The 14,400-nt window shown below is 72.4% G+C and carries 17 protein-coding genes; 6 read left to right on the top strand and 11 right to left on the bottom strand.

The features are described 5' to 3' along the window. Positions 1 to 354 precede the first annotated feature (354 nt). From VF746_05345 to VF746_05375, 7 genes are all read right to left on the bottom strand, one after another. Positions 355 to 813 (bottom strand): biopolymer transporter ExbD, encoded by a 459-nt coding sequence (locus VF746_05345; protein ID HEX8691820.1) that lies wholly within the window; start codon positions 811 to 813, stop codon positions 355 to 357. A 10-nt stretch (positions 814 to 823) separates the two neighbouring features. Next, the gene (locus VF746_05350) at positions 824 to 1,309 is read right to left on the bottom strand and encodes a biopolymer transporter ExbD (protein ID HEX8691821.1); all 486 of its coding nucleotides are present in this window, start codon (positions 1,307 to 1,309) and stop codon (positions 824 to 826) included. Positions 1,310 to 1,313: 4 nt separating this feature from the next. Next, positions 1,314 to 2,027 (bottom strand): MotA/TolQ/ExbB proton channel family protein, encoded by a 714-nt coding sequence (locus VF746_05355; GenBank protein HEX8691822.1) that lies wholly within the window; start codon positions 2,025 to 2,027, stop codon positions 1,314 to 1,316. A gap of 149 nt (positions 2,028 to 2,176) precedes the next feature. Beyond that, on the bottom strand, positions 2,177 to 2,938 hold the full coding sequence (locus VF746_05360) for a TonB family protein (protein HEX8691823.1): 762 nt from the start codon (positions 2,936 to 2,938) through the stop codon (positions 2,177 to 2,179). 717 nt (positions 2,939 to 3,655) lie between these two features. Continuing rightward, complete coding sequence (locus VF746_05365; GenBank protein HEX8691824.1) at positions 3,656 to 4,033, bottom strand: DUF423 domain-containing protein; 378 nt, start codon at positions 4,031 to 4,033, stop codon at positions 3,656 to 3,658. 86 nt (positions 4,034 to 4,119) lie between these two features. Continuing rightward, positions 4,120 to 4,554 carry a TIGR02588 family protein gene (locus tag VF746_05370; GenBank protein ID HEX8691825.1) on the bottom strand — a complete coding sequence of 145 codons (435 nt, stop codon included), beginning with the start codon at positions 4,552 to 4,554 and terminating at the stop codon, positions 4,120 to 4,122. A 15-nt stretch (positions 4,555 to 4,569) separates the two neighbouring features. Next, the gene (locus tag VF746_05375) at positions 4,570 to 5,424 is read right to left on the bottom strand and encodes a TIGR02587 family membrane protein (GenBank protein ID HEX8691826.1); all 855 of its coding nucleotides are present in this window, start codon (positions 5,422 to 5,424) and stop codon (positions 4,570 to 4,572) included. Positions 5,425 to 5,607: 183 nt separating this feature from the next. Here VF746_05375 and VF746_05380 point away from each other — a divergent pair, with 183 nt between their 5' ends. Next, positions 5,608 to 6,309 carry a hypothetical protein gene (locus tag VF746_05380; GenBank protein ID HEX8691827.1) on the top strand — a complete coding sequence of 234 codons (702 nt, stop codon included), beginning with the start codon at positions 5,608 to 5,610 and terminating at the stop codon, positions 6,307 to 6,309. Positions 6,310 to 6,423: 114 nt separating this feature from the next. Further along, positions 6,424 to 7,272: a L,D-transpeptidase gene (locus tag VF746_05385; GenBank protein HEX8691828.1), complete on the top strand. Its 849-nt coding sequence runs from the start codon at positions 6,424 to 6,426 to the stop codon at positions 7,270 to 7,272. A gap of 93 nt (positions 7,273 to 7,365) precedes the next feature. Here the strand turns inward: VF746_05385 and yhbY are convergent, their stop codons facing one another. The 3 genes from yhbY to VF746_05400 all read right to left on the bottom strand — a co-directional run bounded on the left by yhbY (position 7,366) and on the right by VF746_05400 (position 10,920). Beyond that, entirely contained in the window at positions 7,366 to 7,665 is a 300-nt protein-coding gene (yhbY, locus tag VF746_05390; GenBank protein HEX8691829.1) for a ribosome assembly RNA-binding protein YhbY, read from the bottom strand. A gap of 411 nt (positions 7,666 to 8,076) precedes the next feature. Continuing rightward, on the bottom strand, positions 8,077 to 9,435 hold the full coding sequence (locus VF746_05395) for a sensor domain-containing diguanylate cyclase (protein HEX8691830.1): 1,359 nt from the start codon (positions 9,433 to 9,435) through the stop codon (positions 8,077 to 8,079). 381 nt (positions 9,436 to 9,816) lie between these two features. Continuing rightward, positions 9,817 to 10,920, bottom strand: a complete 1,104-nt coding sequence (locus tag VF746_05400; GenBank protein HEX8691831.1) for an ATP-dependent 6-phosphofructokinase — start codon at positions 10,918 to 10,920, stop codon at positions 9,817 to 9,819. 250 nt (positions 10,921 to 11,170) lie between these two features. On the opposite strand from VF746_05400, the gene VF746_05405 reads away from it, so the two are divergent. The 4 genes from VF746_05405 (at position 11,171) to VF746_05420 (ending at position 13,724) form a co-directional block, all read left to right on the top strand. After that, positions 11,171 to 11,467, top strand: coding sequence for a metal-sulfur cluster assembly factor (locus VF746_05405; protein ID HEX8691832.1), 297 nt, complete (start codon positions 11,171 to 11,173; stop codon positions 11,465 to 11,467). A gap of 178 nt (positions 11,468 to 11,645) precedes the next feature. Further along, positions 11,646 to 12,125 (top strand): plastocyanin/azurin family copper-binding protein, encoded by a 480-nt coding sequence (locus tag VF746_05410; GenBank protein HEX8691833.1) that lies wholly within the window; start codon positions 11,646 to 11,648, stop codon positions 12,123 to 12,125. 390 nt (positions 12,126 to 12,515) lie between these two features. Then, a complete protein-coding gene (locus tag VF746_05415) occupies positions 12,516 to 12,932 on the top strand; it encodes a hypothetical protein (GenBank protein HEX8691834.1) in 417 nt (138 codons plus the stop codon). A gap of 309 nt (positions 12,933 to 13,241) precedes the next feature. Further along, on the top strand, positions 13,242 to 13,724 hold the full coding sequence (locus VF746_05420; GenBank protein ID HEX8691835.1) for a hypothetical protein: 483 nt from the start codon (positions 13,242 to 13,244) through the stop codon (positions 13,722 to 13,724). 315 nt (positions 13,725 to 14,039) lie between these two features. Here VF746_05420 and VF746_05425 read toward each other — a convergent pair. Continuing rightward, the coding region (locus VF746_05425) for a hypothetical protein (protein ID HEX8691836.1) at positions 14,040 to 14,400 on the bottom strand (361 nt) is incomplete at its 5' end.

Raw genomic sequence — 14,400 nt, forward strand, 5'->3', positions numbered from 1 at the left:
GACGACGGGGTTGTTGACCCAGTCCCGGGCTGAATGCCATCTTCCACTCCGAGGCGCTCAGCTCGAAGCCCACGCACAGCACCGGCTCGGCAGCAGCGCTCACCACTTTCGGGGTCGTCGCGGTTCTCATCGGCTCCTCCTAGTTGAGTGATGACCTCCAGGAGAGCTTAACCGCGGCGGCCCCGTCCTACATAGCATCTCACGCGGTCGTGCCGTTCGCCGTTGAGCCTCGCGGGGTTTGCGAGGCTTCCTGCCGTGGTTGCCGCGGCTTCAGCCGCCAGGCAGAACGAAGCCGGCCGCCCCCCACTTGGGGAGCGGCCGGCGGCGCGGTCGCGCGAAACTGAGCAGACCGGCTTACTGCGCGGGGGCCGGAGCCGCCGCCGTGGCCGGGCCCACCTCGGGGCGCGGCACCAGGCCCACCACCTCCACGCCAGCCGCGCGGCTGGCGTCCACCGCGCGCACCACCTGGCCGTAGGTGAGGTTCTCCTCGCCCTTCACGAAGATCACCTTGCGCGGCCGGCCCGTGTAGATCTCGCGCAGCTTGGCCTCGAGCTGCGCCCCGTCCACCGGGATGCGGTTGATGAAGTACGCCGGGCCGGGCTTGACCTCCAGCACGATCTGGTCCTGGTCGGGCTCCTTCTGCGCCACCTCGTCCTTGTCCTTCGGCGGCGGCACCTGCATGCTGATCCCGCGCTGCAGGCCCTGCTGCACCACCATGAAGATGATGAGCAGCACCAGCAGCACGTCGATCATCGGCGTCATGTTGATCTCGTTCATGGCGCCGCCCTTCTTCCCGCCGGTTCCCATTGCCATGGCGGCCTCCTCAGTGCTTCCCGCCGCGGGCGGCGCGCGGCATCTCGGTGATGGCGCCGATGCGGCGCACCCCGGCGTTGCGGGCCGCGTCGATGGCGGTGAGCACCCGGTCGTACCCCGCCTGCTCGTCGGCCTTCAGGTAGAGGACGTGGTCCTCGGGCCGGCTCCGGTACTGCTCCTTGAGCTTCTCGGTGAGCTGCGCGTCGGGCACCGGGAATACCTGCTTCCCCTCGATGTAGTACTTCCCCGCCCGGTCGATCCCCAGGGTGACGCGCTTCTCCTTCTCGGGAGCCGACGTCTTGGCCTTGGGGAGGATCGCCGTGTAGCCGGCCAGCGCCGGGGTGACCACCATGAAGATGATCAGCAGCACCAGCATCACGTCGATCATCGGCGTGACGTTGATGTCGGCGTTCACGTCCGACTCGAACCCCGCGACCGTGGGCAGTGGGGAGCCGCCGAAGGCGCCGGCTCCACCCAGGCTCGCTCCACCCGCCATGGCCTCAGTCCCCGTGGAAGGTGGGCGTGCTCCCCGACATGTACTCGCGCTTCGCCTGGCGCGTCATCATCCAGTCGATCATCTCGCGGCCGGCGTAGGCCAGCTCCGAGAACAGCGTGTCGAGGCGCGCGGTGAAGTAGTTGTACAGCCACACCGCGGGGATCGCGGCCACCAGGCCGATGGCCGTGGCGATCAGCGCCTCGGCGATACCCGAGGAGACCGCCTCGAGGCCCGCGCCGCTCTCGCCCATCCCCATGAAGGCGTTCACGATGCCGAGCGTGGTGCCCAGGAGCCCCACGAACGGCGCCGTGGCGCCCACCGTGGCCAGCAGGCCCAGCCCCGACTTCAGGTCGTTGGCCAGCAGGATCTGCTCGCGCTCCACCGAGCGCTCGGCCGAGACGATGGCCGCGCCGGCGGCGCGGGGGTCGTCCAGCAGCGGCGCCACCTCGCGGAGCGACTCGCCCAGCACGCGGGCCACGTGCGAGTTGGTGTACTGGTCGGCGGCGGCGAGGGCCTCGGGGATGTTGTCGTTCTCCAGCGCCTGGGAGAACACCGGCGCGAACGCCTTGGTCGCGCGGGCCATCTTCCGGAACCGCAGCCACTTGGCCACGGCCACGGCGAGCGAGATGATGCTCATGCCGATCAGGATGAACACGATCGCCCGGTTGATGGGACCGGTGTCGGCCCAGATCTTTCCGATGTCCAGCTGGATGACCATGCTTGGGTTCTCCTCCGCGCGTCCTCGCGCTTACCTGAAGTGATGGACTGACTCCCGGGCGGCGCCGTGCCGTGGCGGCCCCGCCGCCTCCCTCACCCCGCTCCCTCCGGGGCCGCCCCGAGCGGGCGGCCCGCCTGCAGACCCGGCCCTTACGACTCCAGCTGGAACGTAACCGGCAGGGTGACCCACACCTTCACCGCGCGCCCGCCCACCTTGGCGGGGCGGAACCGCATGCGCTCCACCACCCGCTTGGCCGCGTCGCCGAAGGCGTCGTGGGTGGCGTTCTCCACCTGGATGCTCGCCGGGTCCACGCGGCCGTCCTCCATCACGCGCATGCGGATGGTCACCTGGCCGGTGACGCCGGCGTCGCGCAGCAGCGGGGGGTAGTTGCGCGAGATCTGCCGCGCCACGTCGTTGCGGTTGGAGAGCTCGGGGAGCTCCTCCACCGCGCTCATCTCGTAGGTCCCCTCGTCGGCCGGCGCCTCGCGGTCGGAGGCGTCCTGCGCCACGCCGCCCTCGACGCCCTTGGCCACGCCGCCGGCCTGCCCCACGCCCGAGAAGTCCTCGGCGCGGGTGGCGGTCTGGTTCAGGTCGATCTTGGGGATCTCCTTGGGCGGCTCCTGGGGCGGAATCAGCTCCTGGAAGCCCTTCACCACCGGCGGGGGAGCCTCGGGCTCCTCGGGAGGCGGGGGCGGAGGCGGGGGCTCGGGCTTGGGGGCCTCGGGCTCCTTCGGCTTCTCCTCCTCGATCTCCATGAAGTCGACGAGCTCCTCGGCCTTCTTCTTCCGGGCCTCCACGCTCTGGCTGGCCTGCAGGAAGCCGTAGCCCAGCAGGAGGTGCAGGACCACCGAGACGATGATGGTAGTTGGCGACCAGAAGCTCTTCTTCTTCCGGTCCAGCTTTTGGAACATTGCCGCCCCCCGGTGTGTGACTCGTCTCTGCGCCCAGCGGAGATCGGGCGCGGCGGGCGCCGGCCGGAGCCGGCTTCCCCCTGAACGAACGGCCTCCGCCGTTTCTGACCCACCCCCGCGCCGCCCCGCCCGCGCCCGCTATCGAACGTTAGATCGAAACTCCGTCACGCTCCTGCGGGGTGCGTGACGGAGGGTGCGGGAAGCTCCTGGAAAACGGCGAAAATCCTGCCCACGAACGTGGAATGGGGACCTAAGGTGCAGGACGCCTCCACGAATGTCAAGCGATTCGCCCCCGCGGCGGCGCACCCGCCGGCCAGCCCCGCGGGCACTGCACGATTCGTACTACGGATCGCGCGGCCCCTGGCGCATAGTTGCCCATGCGGATGCATAATTATACTCACCGGGAGCTGGTCCTGTCTACACGGTGCGGCGGAGCCGGTTCCGCCTATCCTTACCTCACCAAATCAGTTACGCAGCCCGTTCCCCGCCACCGGAAACTGAGCCGCGCTCAGCTCTCCCGCACCGGTATGCACGTACCGTGCTCGCGGGCGGGCACTGCACGCAACGGCGCCGATTTCGCTCCCCGCCGGCCGCCGCGCGCGCCTCCCGCCGCGGCGCGCAGGCGCGCCGGGCCCTCGCGAGGACGCGGTGACGCACCGCGTCCCCATCGCGCCGAAACAGGTAAAGCGGCCTCTTCCCGTCGGATGCGCCCCGCGGTCACGGCGCCGCCGCGCGCCACCCCGCGAGCGCGAGCGCGGCCCAGCCGCCCAGGAGGCAGAGGCCGCCCAGCGGGGTGACGGCGCCCAGCCACCGCGCGCCGGTGAGCGCCAGCAGGTACAGGCTCCCGGAGAAGACCAGGATGCCGGCGGTGAACAGCCACCCCGGGAGCGCCCAGCCGCCGCCCGGCCAGCGCGCGGCGGCCGTCGCCACGGCCAGCAGCGCCAGGGCGTGGTACATCTGGTAGCGCGCGCCGGTCTCGAAGACGGCTAGGAGGTCGGCCGAGAGGCGCTCGCGCAGCGCGTGCGCGCCGAACGCCCCCGCCGCCACGCCCAGCAGGCCGAAGACGCAGCCGAGGATCCAGAAGGTTCGGACCATGCGAGCGGGTGCGGGCCGGTGACGGTCGAAAGGCTCGGGCGGAGGAGAATGCCGAAAGGAGGAGCCGCGCGCCAGCGGCGCCCGCCTCACGGGAGGTCGAAGCCCCTGGCGCGCACCTCCAGGCGGTGGCGGCGCGGGTCGGCACGGAAGAGGAGGCCGGCGCGCCGCTCGCTGTCGCCGGGGATGTAGTCGATGGTGACGTCGCTGGTCTCCACCGCGCCGGTGTCGGCCCTGAGCTCGCCCTCGACCTGCACCTGGGCGGCGGTGGTGGCGCCGCGGTTCTCGGCGTGGACCTCCACCAGCCAGCCGGCGCTGGTGCGTGTGACGGCCCCGGCGCGGACCACGAGGTCCGGCGGGGTGTTCTCTTCCGTCGCCGCCTCGTGGGCCAGGAAGGCGATGGTCCCGCCCACCATCAGCGCGCCGAGCGCCGCCGCCGCCCACTCCCAGCGGCTGCGCACGTTGCGGGGGCGGTCGTCCCCCGCCCCGCCGCCCGCCTCCCCGCCGCGTCCGTCCCGGGCCACGCGCCGTTCTCCGGTCTAGAGGATGAGCCGCGCCGCCGCCGCGCCGAGCGCGGCGGGGAAGCCGAGCACCACCGACTGCATGACGACCGTGGCGAGCGCCTCGCCCTCGAAGCGGCCGAAGGTCCACAGCACGTACGCGCTCACCACGAGCGCCACGGCGTAGCCGACCACGGTGAAGCGGAGGAAGACGCTCAGGTGCGAGACCCCCTCCCCGCGCCGCGGCGTGCCGCGGAACCCCACCGCGTAGACGAAGGCGTGCATCAGCCCCAGCGAGGCCGCGGCGAGCAGGAGGGCGTGGGCCGGCGTCATGAGGTAGGAGATCAGGATCATCTCTTCGGTGGGGGCCACGTTGAAGGCCAGGAAGAGGGCGCCGGCCAGCATGAAGAACACTTCCCCCGCGTAGCCGGCCCGCCGCTTCCGCCGCTCCTCCTCGCGCCCGCCGCCGCCGAGCTGGCTGGAGGCGAGCACCGCGCCGAAGCTGCCGGGCACCGCCTGGAGGGCCACCTTTCCCAGCGCCTCGCCCGGCGGCGTGTCGGGGCCGATCACCCCGAAGAGGAGGAGGACGGCGGCGGCGGCCACGAAGCCCACCGCGTACGCCGCCAGGGCGTCGAGCACGTCCTGGCCCCAGGTGGAGGTCTCCTCGAAGCCGGAGTAGCGGTCCAGCCCCACCAGCACGGGGAGCATCACGGCCATGAAGAGCGCCAGGCGCAGCCGGCCCATGTAGAAGCCCAGCCACCACATCTCCATGGTCATCAGCAGCGGGAGCGAGAAGAACACCGCCCCCGCGAAGGCGCGCGCCAGCCCCACCGCGAACCTGCGGTCGGCCTCGCGCCGGATCTGTCGCTCCGCATGCTCCGTCCGCTTCGCCACGTCTCCTCGGCCGGGGAAGTCCGCCCCCGCCTGCGCAACCGACGTTCCACGCGGGCGGGGGACGGGGCTAAGCGCCGCCTTGGCAGATACTTACACGACCCGCGCCCAGGCCGGCGGCGGAACGGGACTTGCAAAGCCGCGGCGGGGCTGGGGAAACGTACGGATCCGGGAACCGAGAGAGCGATGGACGAAAAGGCCCGCGGCAGCTTCCGGCGAGAGCACCCGGTCTTCTTCTGGGGGACGGCGGCGCTCATCGCGCTGTTCGTGACGGCGACGGCGGCGGTGGCGTGGCGCATCACCCGCTACCAGAGCGAGGCGGCGCAGATCGAGGCGCGCCTGAGCGCGGAGCAGAAGCGCGCCCGCGACGAGCTGCTGCAGCACCGGGCGCGGCGGACGCAGCTGGCGGTGGCGGTGCTGCAGCGCGACCTGCGCGTCCGCTCGATGGAGACCAAGAAGCGCCACCTGGCGATCGTGCTCAAGGACTCGGTGCTGGAGCTGCGGCAGGGGCCGATCACGCTGCGGCGCGCGAAGCTGGTGATCGGGCCGGACTCGATCGTCCGCGCGCCGGACGGGCGCACCTGGCGCTTCGTGCGGGGGGCCGGCGAGCGCCGCATCGTGGAGCGGCAGACGGAGCCGGTCTACACCGTCCCCGAGTGGGTGTACGTGAGCCGCGGCCAGCCGGTGCCGCCCGAGAGCGAGCGGCGCGTGCCCGGGGGGCTGGGGCGCTACGTGATCCGGCTGGACGACGGCACGGCGATCCACACCGAGCCGCTGGCCGGGCCGCTCAAGGAGGGGGTGCACCCCGCCTCGTTCAAGGCGCGGGCGCGGGACATGGTGGCGATCTTCGACGCGGTGAAGGAAGACACGCCGGTCTACATCTACTGAAAGTGCCCAGTGCCCGGTCCCCAGTGCCCAGTGGGGCGGGCGCGGGCGGCGGGCGACGCATGGGGATGAAGTTCCTGGGCACCTGGCACTGGGCACTTTGAACTGAGGTTCAAGATGGCGAGGATCACGAGGTCGGGGATCGAGGACCGGCGCGACTACACGCCGCCGGGGCGGCTCAGGCGGATCGTCCACGACCACCGCAGGAGCACGCTGGCGCTGCTGCTGGGGGTGGCGGCGGCGGCGCTGCTCTTCGCGGCGACGTCGGCGTGGGCGGTCAGCGAGCGCTTCGAGCGGCGGGTGGCCGAGATGGTGTACGCCCGCGACTCGCGCGCGCTGGCGTTCGTGCGGCAGAAGGAGGCGGAGCTCACCGAGCGGGTGGCCGAGAAGGAGAAGCGGCTGGCCGCGCGCGAGGAGGAGCTCCTTCCCAGCGACCGGCCGTACCTGGTGGTGTCGCTGGCCGAGCGGCGGGTGCTCTACATCCGCGGCAACGACACCACCTTCCGCGCGCCGGTGGCGATCGGGTCGGGGAAGACCATCACCATCGGCGGGGTGACCAAGCGCTTCCAGACGCCGCGCGGGAAGATGGCGATCACCCACAAGGAGCTGGACCCGGTGTGGGTGCCGCCCAACTGGCACTACGTCGAGTACGCCCGCAACCACGGGCTGGGGATCCGCGACATGAGCAACGCCTCGCCCAACGCGCTGGCGGGGTTCCCGGCGGGGCAGGTGCCGGTGAGCGGCGGCACGGTGATCATCCCGCCCTGGGGGAGCCCGCAGCGGCAGCACCGGGGCGTGCTGGGGGCGGCCAAGCTGGAGCTGTACGACGGCTACTACTTCCACGGCACCGACAAGGAGAACACCGTGGGCGACGCCGCCAGCCACGGCTGCCTGCGCATGCGCCGCGAGGACATCCTGTGGATGTACCGCAACGTGCCGGTGGGGACGCCGGTGTACATCTACTGATAGTCCTAAGTGCGAAGTGCGAAGTGCGGAGGAATACGGAAGGGGAGGCGGAGCGGTCCGCCTCCCCTTCGTCTTCCCTCGTCGGCGCGCGGCTCACCCGGGGAGCTCGATCTCGGGCTTCTTGGGGTGGGGGCGGTAGAGGACGGCGACGCGGCCGATGGTCTGCACCAGGTGGGCGTTCTCGACGCGGGCCTCCAGCTCGGCGCCGGCCTCGCGTACGTCGAGGGGGGCGGCCTCCTGCACCTTGACCTTGATCAGCTCGCGGGTGTTGAGCGCTTCTTCGACGGAGCGCAGGGTGGCGTCGCCCACGCCTTCCTTGCCGACGTAGACCACGGGCTTCAGGTGGTGCGCCTGGCTCTTCAGGTACGCGCGCTGTTTGGGGGTGAGCGCCACGGGATCGCCTCCTGTTCCGGACCGGTCCGTGCTGCGGGTCGTCGGCGCGCGACCGCCGCAAGTCACACGCCGGGGGGAGTTGGGGGTGGAGGGGGCCTTGGGAGTCGGGGCGGCTGAAGCCGCGGCAACAACGGCAGAAAGCCTCGCAAACCCCGCGAGGCTTCGAACAGCGCCGGCACGACCGCGTGAGGGATGCGCGCCCGGAGGGCCGGGACGGCGCCGCCACAGGGGTTTCGTGGCGGCGGCGTCCCGGCGCCGTTGGGCACAGTCGTATCGTGCCCTACGGCGCGCGCAGCCCGGCCCGGAGCGCAGCGGAGGGACACGCCCAAACGGCAGTGCGAAGTCCTAAGTGCGAAGTGCTGAGTGCGATCGGAACCCAGCACTTCGCACTCCGCACTTCGCACTTTCGTCTCAGGCGGCTTCGACGCGGTTGCGGCCCTGGGCCTTGGCCAGGTACAGGGCGCGGTCGGCGGCGCGCACCAGGTCGCCCATCTCGGCGGCGTCGTCGGGGAAGGCGGCCACGCCGAAGCTGGCCGTGAGCGAGCGCGGCACCTCGGCGTTGGGCGGGAGCGTCTCGATCAGGAGCCGCAGGCGCTCGGCCAGGCGCAGCCCCTCTTCCTTGGTCGTCTCGGGGAAGACCAGCGCGAACTCCTCGCCGCCGTAGCGCGCGGCGCTGTCGGTGGTGCGGAAGGTGTGGCGCACGGCCCGGCCGATCCGCTGCAGCGCGTGGTCGCCCACTTCGTGGCCGAACTCGTCGTTGATGCGCTTGAAGTGGTCGATGTCGAGCAGCACCACCGTGAGCGGGCGGCCGTAGCGGCGGGCACGCGCGAACTCCACCTCCAGCACCTCGTCGAAGCCGCGGCGGTTGTGGCAGCCGGTGAGCGGGTCGATGGTGGCCTGGGCGCGCAGCCGGTCGAGCAGCTCGGCGTTCCGGAGCGCGATGGCCGAGGAGTCGGCGAGCGCGCGCAGGAGCGCCAGGTCGTGCGGCTCGTACGGGGCGTCGGTCATGCGCCGCCCCAGGATCAGCAGCCCCGCGTGCCCGTCGCCGAAGTCGAGCGGGGCCACCACGGCCACCTCGGCGGGGACGTGGTCGCGGATCTCGGCGTCTCCGGGGGGGATGATCGGGGGGGCGCCGGGGGCGGCCACGGAGCGCACCACCCGCGCGGGGATGGCGTAGGCCACGCTCTCGCCGCGCAAGGAGCGCACGGCGCGGCAGGTGTACTGCTCGCCGTCGGTGTGGTAGAGCGCGGCCCACCAGGCGAAGAACACCTCGCCCACCGAGTCCAGCACCAGCCGCTCGGTCTCTTCCAGGCTGCGCACCACGGCCAGGGTGCGCGCCACCTGCTGCAGCGCGCCCAGGTGGAAGCGGAGCTGGTCGAGCTCGGCGGTGTTGGCGGCCTTCTGCTCCTGCACCGCCCAGACGCGGGCGAAGTGCTCGGCCAGCGCGTCGCGCGCCGCGTCGGGCACGGCGCCGCCGGCCCACACCTCGCCCTCGCCGCCGGGCGCGGGGAAGCGGAAGAGCGGCCGCATCCCCTCGCGCGGGTCGCCCACGGTGAGGGGGACGGGGCGGGTGGGAACGGAGACCGAGCAGGGGCACCCCGCCACGCGGCGCACCGCCTCGACGCACGCGGCCGCCACCTCTTCGGGGCCCGCCAGGAGCGGGACCGCGGCGAAGAGGTGCGCGATCTCCGCGGCCGAGGGGGCGGCGGGCGCGCCGGGGGTGTGCGTGCGGTCGGGACGGTGCACGCCGGGCTTCAGGGTGACGGACATGCGGGTGGGTGAAACGGAGGCCGCGGTCCGCCGCGCCGCGCGGGATGCGGGACGCGGGCGGGACCGGCCTCCGGGCGGACACGGCAACCGGCATCTCGCGTTCCACTCCCTCGTTCCCGATCGGGAACACCGGAAGGCGCCGCGAGCCGCGCCTCCCCCGCCGCGCCAGCCTCCCGGCGCGAAAGCACCGGAAGACCGCATCGAATCAAAGAGATCGGCGGCCGGCCGCCAATCTAACGTTTCCGCGACGAAATCGCACCGGCCGCGTTCCGTCCCCCTGACGTCATTCCGTTATACGCCTCCGGGGGCGCGGGGGGCGCGCGCGGCGCCGCACTCTGCCCGGCACGCGGCGTTACACGCCGGCCGGATCCGTTCCGGCGCTCAGTCGCCGAAGGAGATGCCGAGCTGGCGGCAGGCCATCACCATGTCGTCGTCCAGCGGGACCGTCTTGATGGCGGAGACGGCGTCGGCCAGGGGGACGGCGCGGACGCAGTTGCCCTGCAGCGCCACCATGGTGCCCAGCTGGCCGTCGGCGATGCAGCGCACGGCGGCCGCCCCGAAGCGCAGCGCCAGGTTGCGGTCGTAGGCGATCGGCTCGCCGCCGCGCTGGATGTGCCCCAGCACCAGGGTGCGCGTCTCCTTCCCCGTGGTCTTCTCGATCCCGGCGGCGATCGCGTCGGCGATGCCGCCGTAGCGGCCGGTGGCGTCGGCGTAGCTGGGGTCGCCGCCGCGCGGCCTGGCGCCCTCGGCGGCCACCACGATGCTGAAGCGCCGGCCGTGGGCGTCGCGCTCGCGGACCTTGCGGGCGATGCACTCCAGGTCGTAGGGGATCTCGGGGATGAGGATGACGTCGGCCCCGCCGGCCATCCCCGAGTGCAGGGCGATCCACCCGGTGTGGCGCCCCATCACCTGCACCACCATGGCCCGCTGGTGCGCCTCGGCGGTGGAGTGCAGCCGGCCGATGGCGTCGGTGGCCACCTCGACCGCGGTCTGGAAGCCGAAGGTCATGTCGGTGGCGCGCAGGTCGTTGTCGATGGTCTTGGGCACCCCGATCACCGGCAGCCCCTTGCGGTACAGGGCGTCGGCGATGTTGAGCGAGCCGTCGCCGCCGATGGCGACCAGTGCGTCGATGTCGAGCCGGCGGAAGGCCTCGACGATCTCGTCGGAGCGGTCGACCTTCCCCCAGGTGCCGTCGGGCTGGCGCACCTCGAGGCCGAAGGGGTTGCCGCGGGTGGTGGTGCCCAGGATGGTGCCGCCCAGGTGGGTGATGCCGCGCACGGCGTTGGCGGTGAGGTGCACGATCCCCGGCTCGCCGTCGACGCTGTCTTCCAGGATCCCCATGTAGCCGCGGCGGATCCCCAGCACCTCCCAGCCGCGGTTGAGCGCCGCCAGGGTGGCGGCGCGGATCACGGCGTTGAGCCCCGGCGCGTCGCCGCCGCCGGTGTTGATCGCGATGCGGCGGATGCCGCGGTCGAGGTTCGCCATCTCCGGAAAGTGCGAAGTGCGGGGTGCGAAGTGCGAAGTGCGTACGGCACTGCGCGAAGGCACGCCCCGGCGCGGGGGCGAATCAAGATACCGGCCGCGTCCCCGCCTGCAAGCGCAGCACGCCCGGCCGCCCGCGATTTGACCCACCCCGCTCTGAGGGGTATCCTCCTCCCGGAGCGAGGGCGCGGATTCCTCATCCCGCACTTCGCACCTCGCACTTCGCACTTCGCACTCACGCACTGGACGCCCGATGGTCACGGAAGCGGCGGTAAAGAAAGCCCTGCGCACGGTCAAGGACCCGGAGCTGAACCTGGACCTGGTGGTGCTGGGACTGATCTACGACCTGAAGGTCGAGGGGTCGCACGTGGAGGTGACCATGTCGCTCACCTCCCCGATGTGCCCGGTGGCCGGCGAGCTGGTCAAGCAGGCGCAGGACGCGGTGGAGGGCGTCGAGGGGGTCGAGAGCGCCAGCGTGGAGCTCACCTTCAGCCCGCCCTGGACCCCCGAGCGCATCCCGCCCACCATCCGCGCCGCGCTGGGGCTGTAGGGCGCGGCCGGAGGTGGGGGGATTCCCCACGCCGGGCCCGGCCCGTACGGGTTTTCCGCACGGGCGGGCGGTGTGATCTTCCGCTTGTACCCGGCGGGTGCCCGCCGTAGATTGCCGGCGCTGTCCGGGAAAATTCCCGGGCCGGCTGCGAACAATCGGAAATCGTGAGGAGAGCTAGATGTCGATCTTCAAGCGCGACCTGCTCGTGAAGCTCCCGGTGCTCGGGATGCTGGCGCTGGCCGCGGCGTGCGGCGGCGGCGGCGACGAGAAGGCGTCCGATACCCCGTCGTCCGAGGCCGCGTCCCCGGCGCCCCCGCCCTCGTCGCCGGAAGCCACGGCCGCCACGGGCCAGGGGCAGGTGCACGAGGTGCGCGCGGTCACCACCCAGAACGGCGCGTCGGGCCAGTTCGAGCCCGCCAACATCACGGTCAAGAAGGGCGACACCATCCGCTGGATCACCGACGGCGCCGTGGCGCACAACGTGTCGTTCCCGCCCGCCGAGAACGCCGGCGCGGCCAACCTGCCCGCCCCGGGCCCGTACCTGACCACCGCCGGCCAGACGTACGAGGTCCAGGTCAACATGGACCCGGGCACCTACAATTACCAGTGCGACCCGCACGCCCCCACCGGGATGAAGGGCACCATCACGGTGCAGTGATCCCGCCGGCGCACGAGCCGCAGGCACGACACGAGGGGCCGCCCGCAGCGGGCGGCCCCTCGTTTTTCCCGCTTCCGCGCGTGTGACCTGCCGCTGGCGACGGGCCGGCGACCCTCCCTCGATTCCGGAACTGCGACGCGATCCCGTATCTCTCTCGCACGCTTCGCGTTGCAGGTCCGCGGCTGAGCGGTGTTCAGCCGCGCTCTGGCACGGGACTTGAGTTAACGCGAAACGCGACTTCGAGTTGCGCGCACCCCGCGACCAGGCGGAGGTGAGGCGTGGCCCTGTGCCTGGCGCCGGCGCGGCCCGGGATCGCGGCGCGATACGCGACGCGGCGTCCCCCAGCTGGGGGGCGCCGTTTTGTTTTCAACCTCGGGAGGGAGGGGAGCCATGCACGCGCTGAAGACCCTGGCCGCCGCGGTGGCGGCGAGCCTCACCCTGGGCGCCTGCGCCTCGTCGGGCGCCGGCGGATCGCTCACCCCGGCCGACGCCCCGGCCCGCGCGCAGGCGAGCCCCGCGACGGTGAAGGTGGAGAACCGCAACTGGCAGGACGTGGTGGTCTACGCGGTCCGCGAGGGCTCCGGCGTGCGCGCGCGGCTGGGGATGGTCACCAGCATGAGCACGCAGACGTTCCGCATCCCCCGGCACATGCTGGCCGCGGGCGACAACATCCGCCTGCAGGTGGACCCGATCGGCTCCACCCGCGGCTACGTGACCGAGGGAATCCTGCTGCGCCCCGGGCAGCAGGCCTCCTTCAGCGTGATGAACCACCTCCCGATGTCCACCCTCTCGGTCCTGAACCGCTGAGGGCCGCCCACCGGCGCCGCGGGGCCGCCCGGCTCCCGGCGCCGGGCCCAGGCGGAGCCACGCGCGAGCATGGAGGCCGGCGATCGGAACGATTTCGTGCGGACGACCTGACGCGAGGCGAGGCGGCGGCGCCATGACGCCGCCACCTCGCCGGGACTCACGCTCCGGCCCGCCCACCCTCCCGTGGCGGGCCGGAGCGCTTCCGGGGCCACGCGGTGCTTGCGCCGCGGGCGGGGCGGCTTCTACAATCCCCAGTGTCCCCCATCTCTTCGTGGACAAAGTGGCCGTAAGGCGAGCGACCGCCGGGACTTGGAGTCCGGGCGGGAGCTGTCGTGGCGCGAAATACCCGTAGACGAGCTGCGGCGCTTCGTGGGCGAGCTGGTGCGCGACAGCAACCTGCGCGAGGCGGCGCGGCTGATCGGGCGCGGGCGCGAGCAGGTGCGCAAGTTCGTCTCGGGCGACATCGAGAACCCGCACCCCAACACCCGCGAGGCGATCGCCCGCCTGTACGTGCAGCGGCGCGAGGGGACGGCGCTGCGCGCGGCCGAGGTGAAGGTCGACACGCCCACGCGCACGCCGCTCAAGCTGGTGCTCCCGCAGCCGCTGGAGAAGGCCACCGCCGAGATCCGCGCGCTCTTCGACCTGCTGCGCCAGCACGCCCCCGAGCCGCCGGCCTCGGCCCCCGCGCTGGAGAAGTGGCTGCTCACCCACATCAAGGACGAGTACGCCGCCGAGGTCCCCTACCCCCGCCCCCGCCAGCGCCAGCCGCGGAAGAAGCCCGACGGCGGGTGAGGCGCGCCCGGGCCTCACTTGGTGTGGTTCGGTGGAAATCCCCCGAGATTGTCATCCTGAGGAACCGCCGCGCGGAGCCGGCAGAGCGACGAGTGCCGGGCGGCGACGAAGGATCTGCGGGTCGGGTCCGAGCGTGAGCCGATCTGACGCGCAATCCCCGCCCGCAGATCCTTCGGGCGCACAACTTCTTGCGCAGAGGCGATTCAGGTGTGTGCGCCCTCAGGATGACAGTCGGCGGGAACGACGTGAGAATGAAGAGCCGCGCTCCCTCGCTGGACGAGCGCGGCTCCTGTTTTCGTGCCCGTCAGCAGACGTTCAGTCGTCGATGCGCTCGCGGAAGATCTCCTCGGCGGGGCCGCCGGCGTGGGGGACCTGGAAGTAGCCGATCTCGCCGCGCTCGCCGTCGAGCTCGAGGACGGCGAAGCAGTGGTGCCAGCAGTCGTCGCCCCGCCCGAGCTTCAGGTCCGCGCGGAAGGTGGGCGCGTCCTTCAGCTTGCCGTCGACCCTGTAGACGTCGGCGTCCTTCAGCACGGGGACGGCGCTGGCCCCCAGGCAGCGGCCGCGCCGGAGCGGCACGCGCCCGCCGCCGGTGGGCCACGCGTCGTGCACCACGAAGTTGTGCTCGTGCCCCCACAGCCAGAGCGACACCTGCCCCAGTACCTCGCGCAGCTGGTCG

The sequence above is a fragment of the Longimicrobium sp. genome, assembly GCA_036389795.1.
Classification (GTDB): domain Bacteria; phylum Gemmatimonadota; class Gemmatimonadetes; order Longimicrobiales; family Longimicrobiaceae; genus Longimicrobium.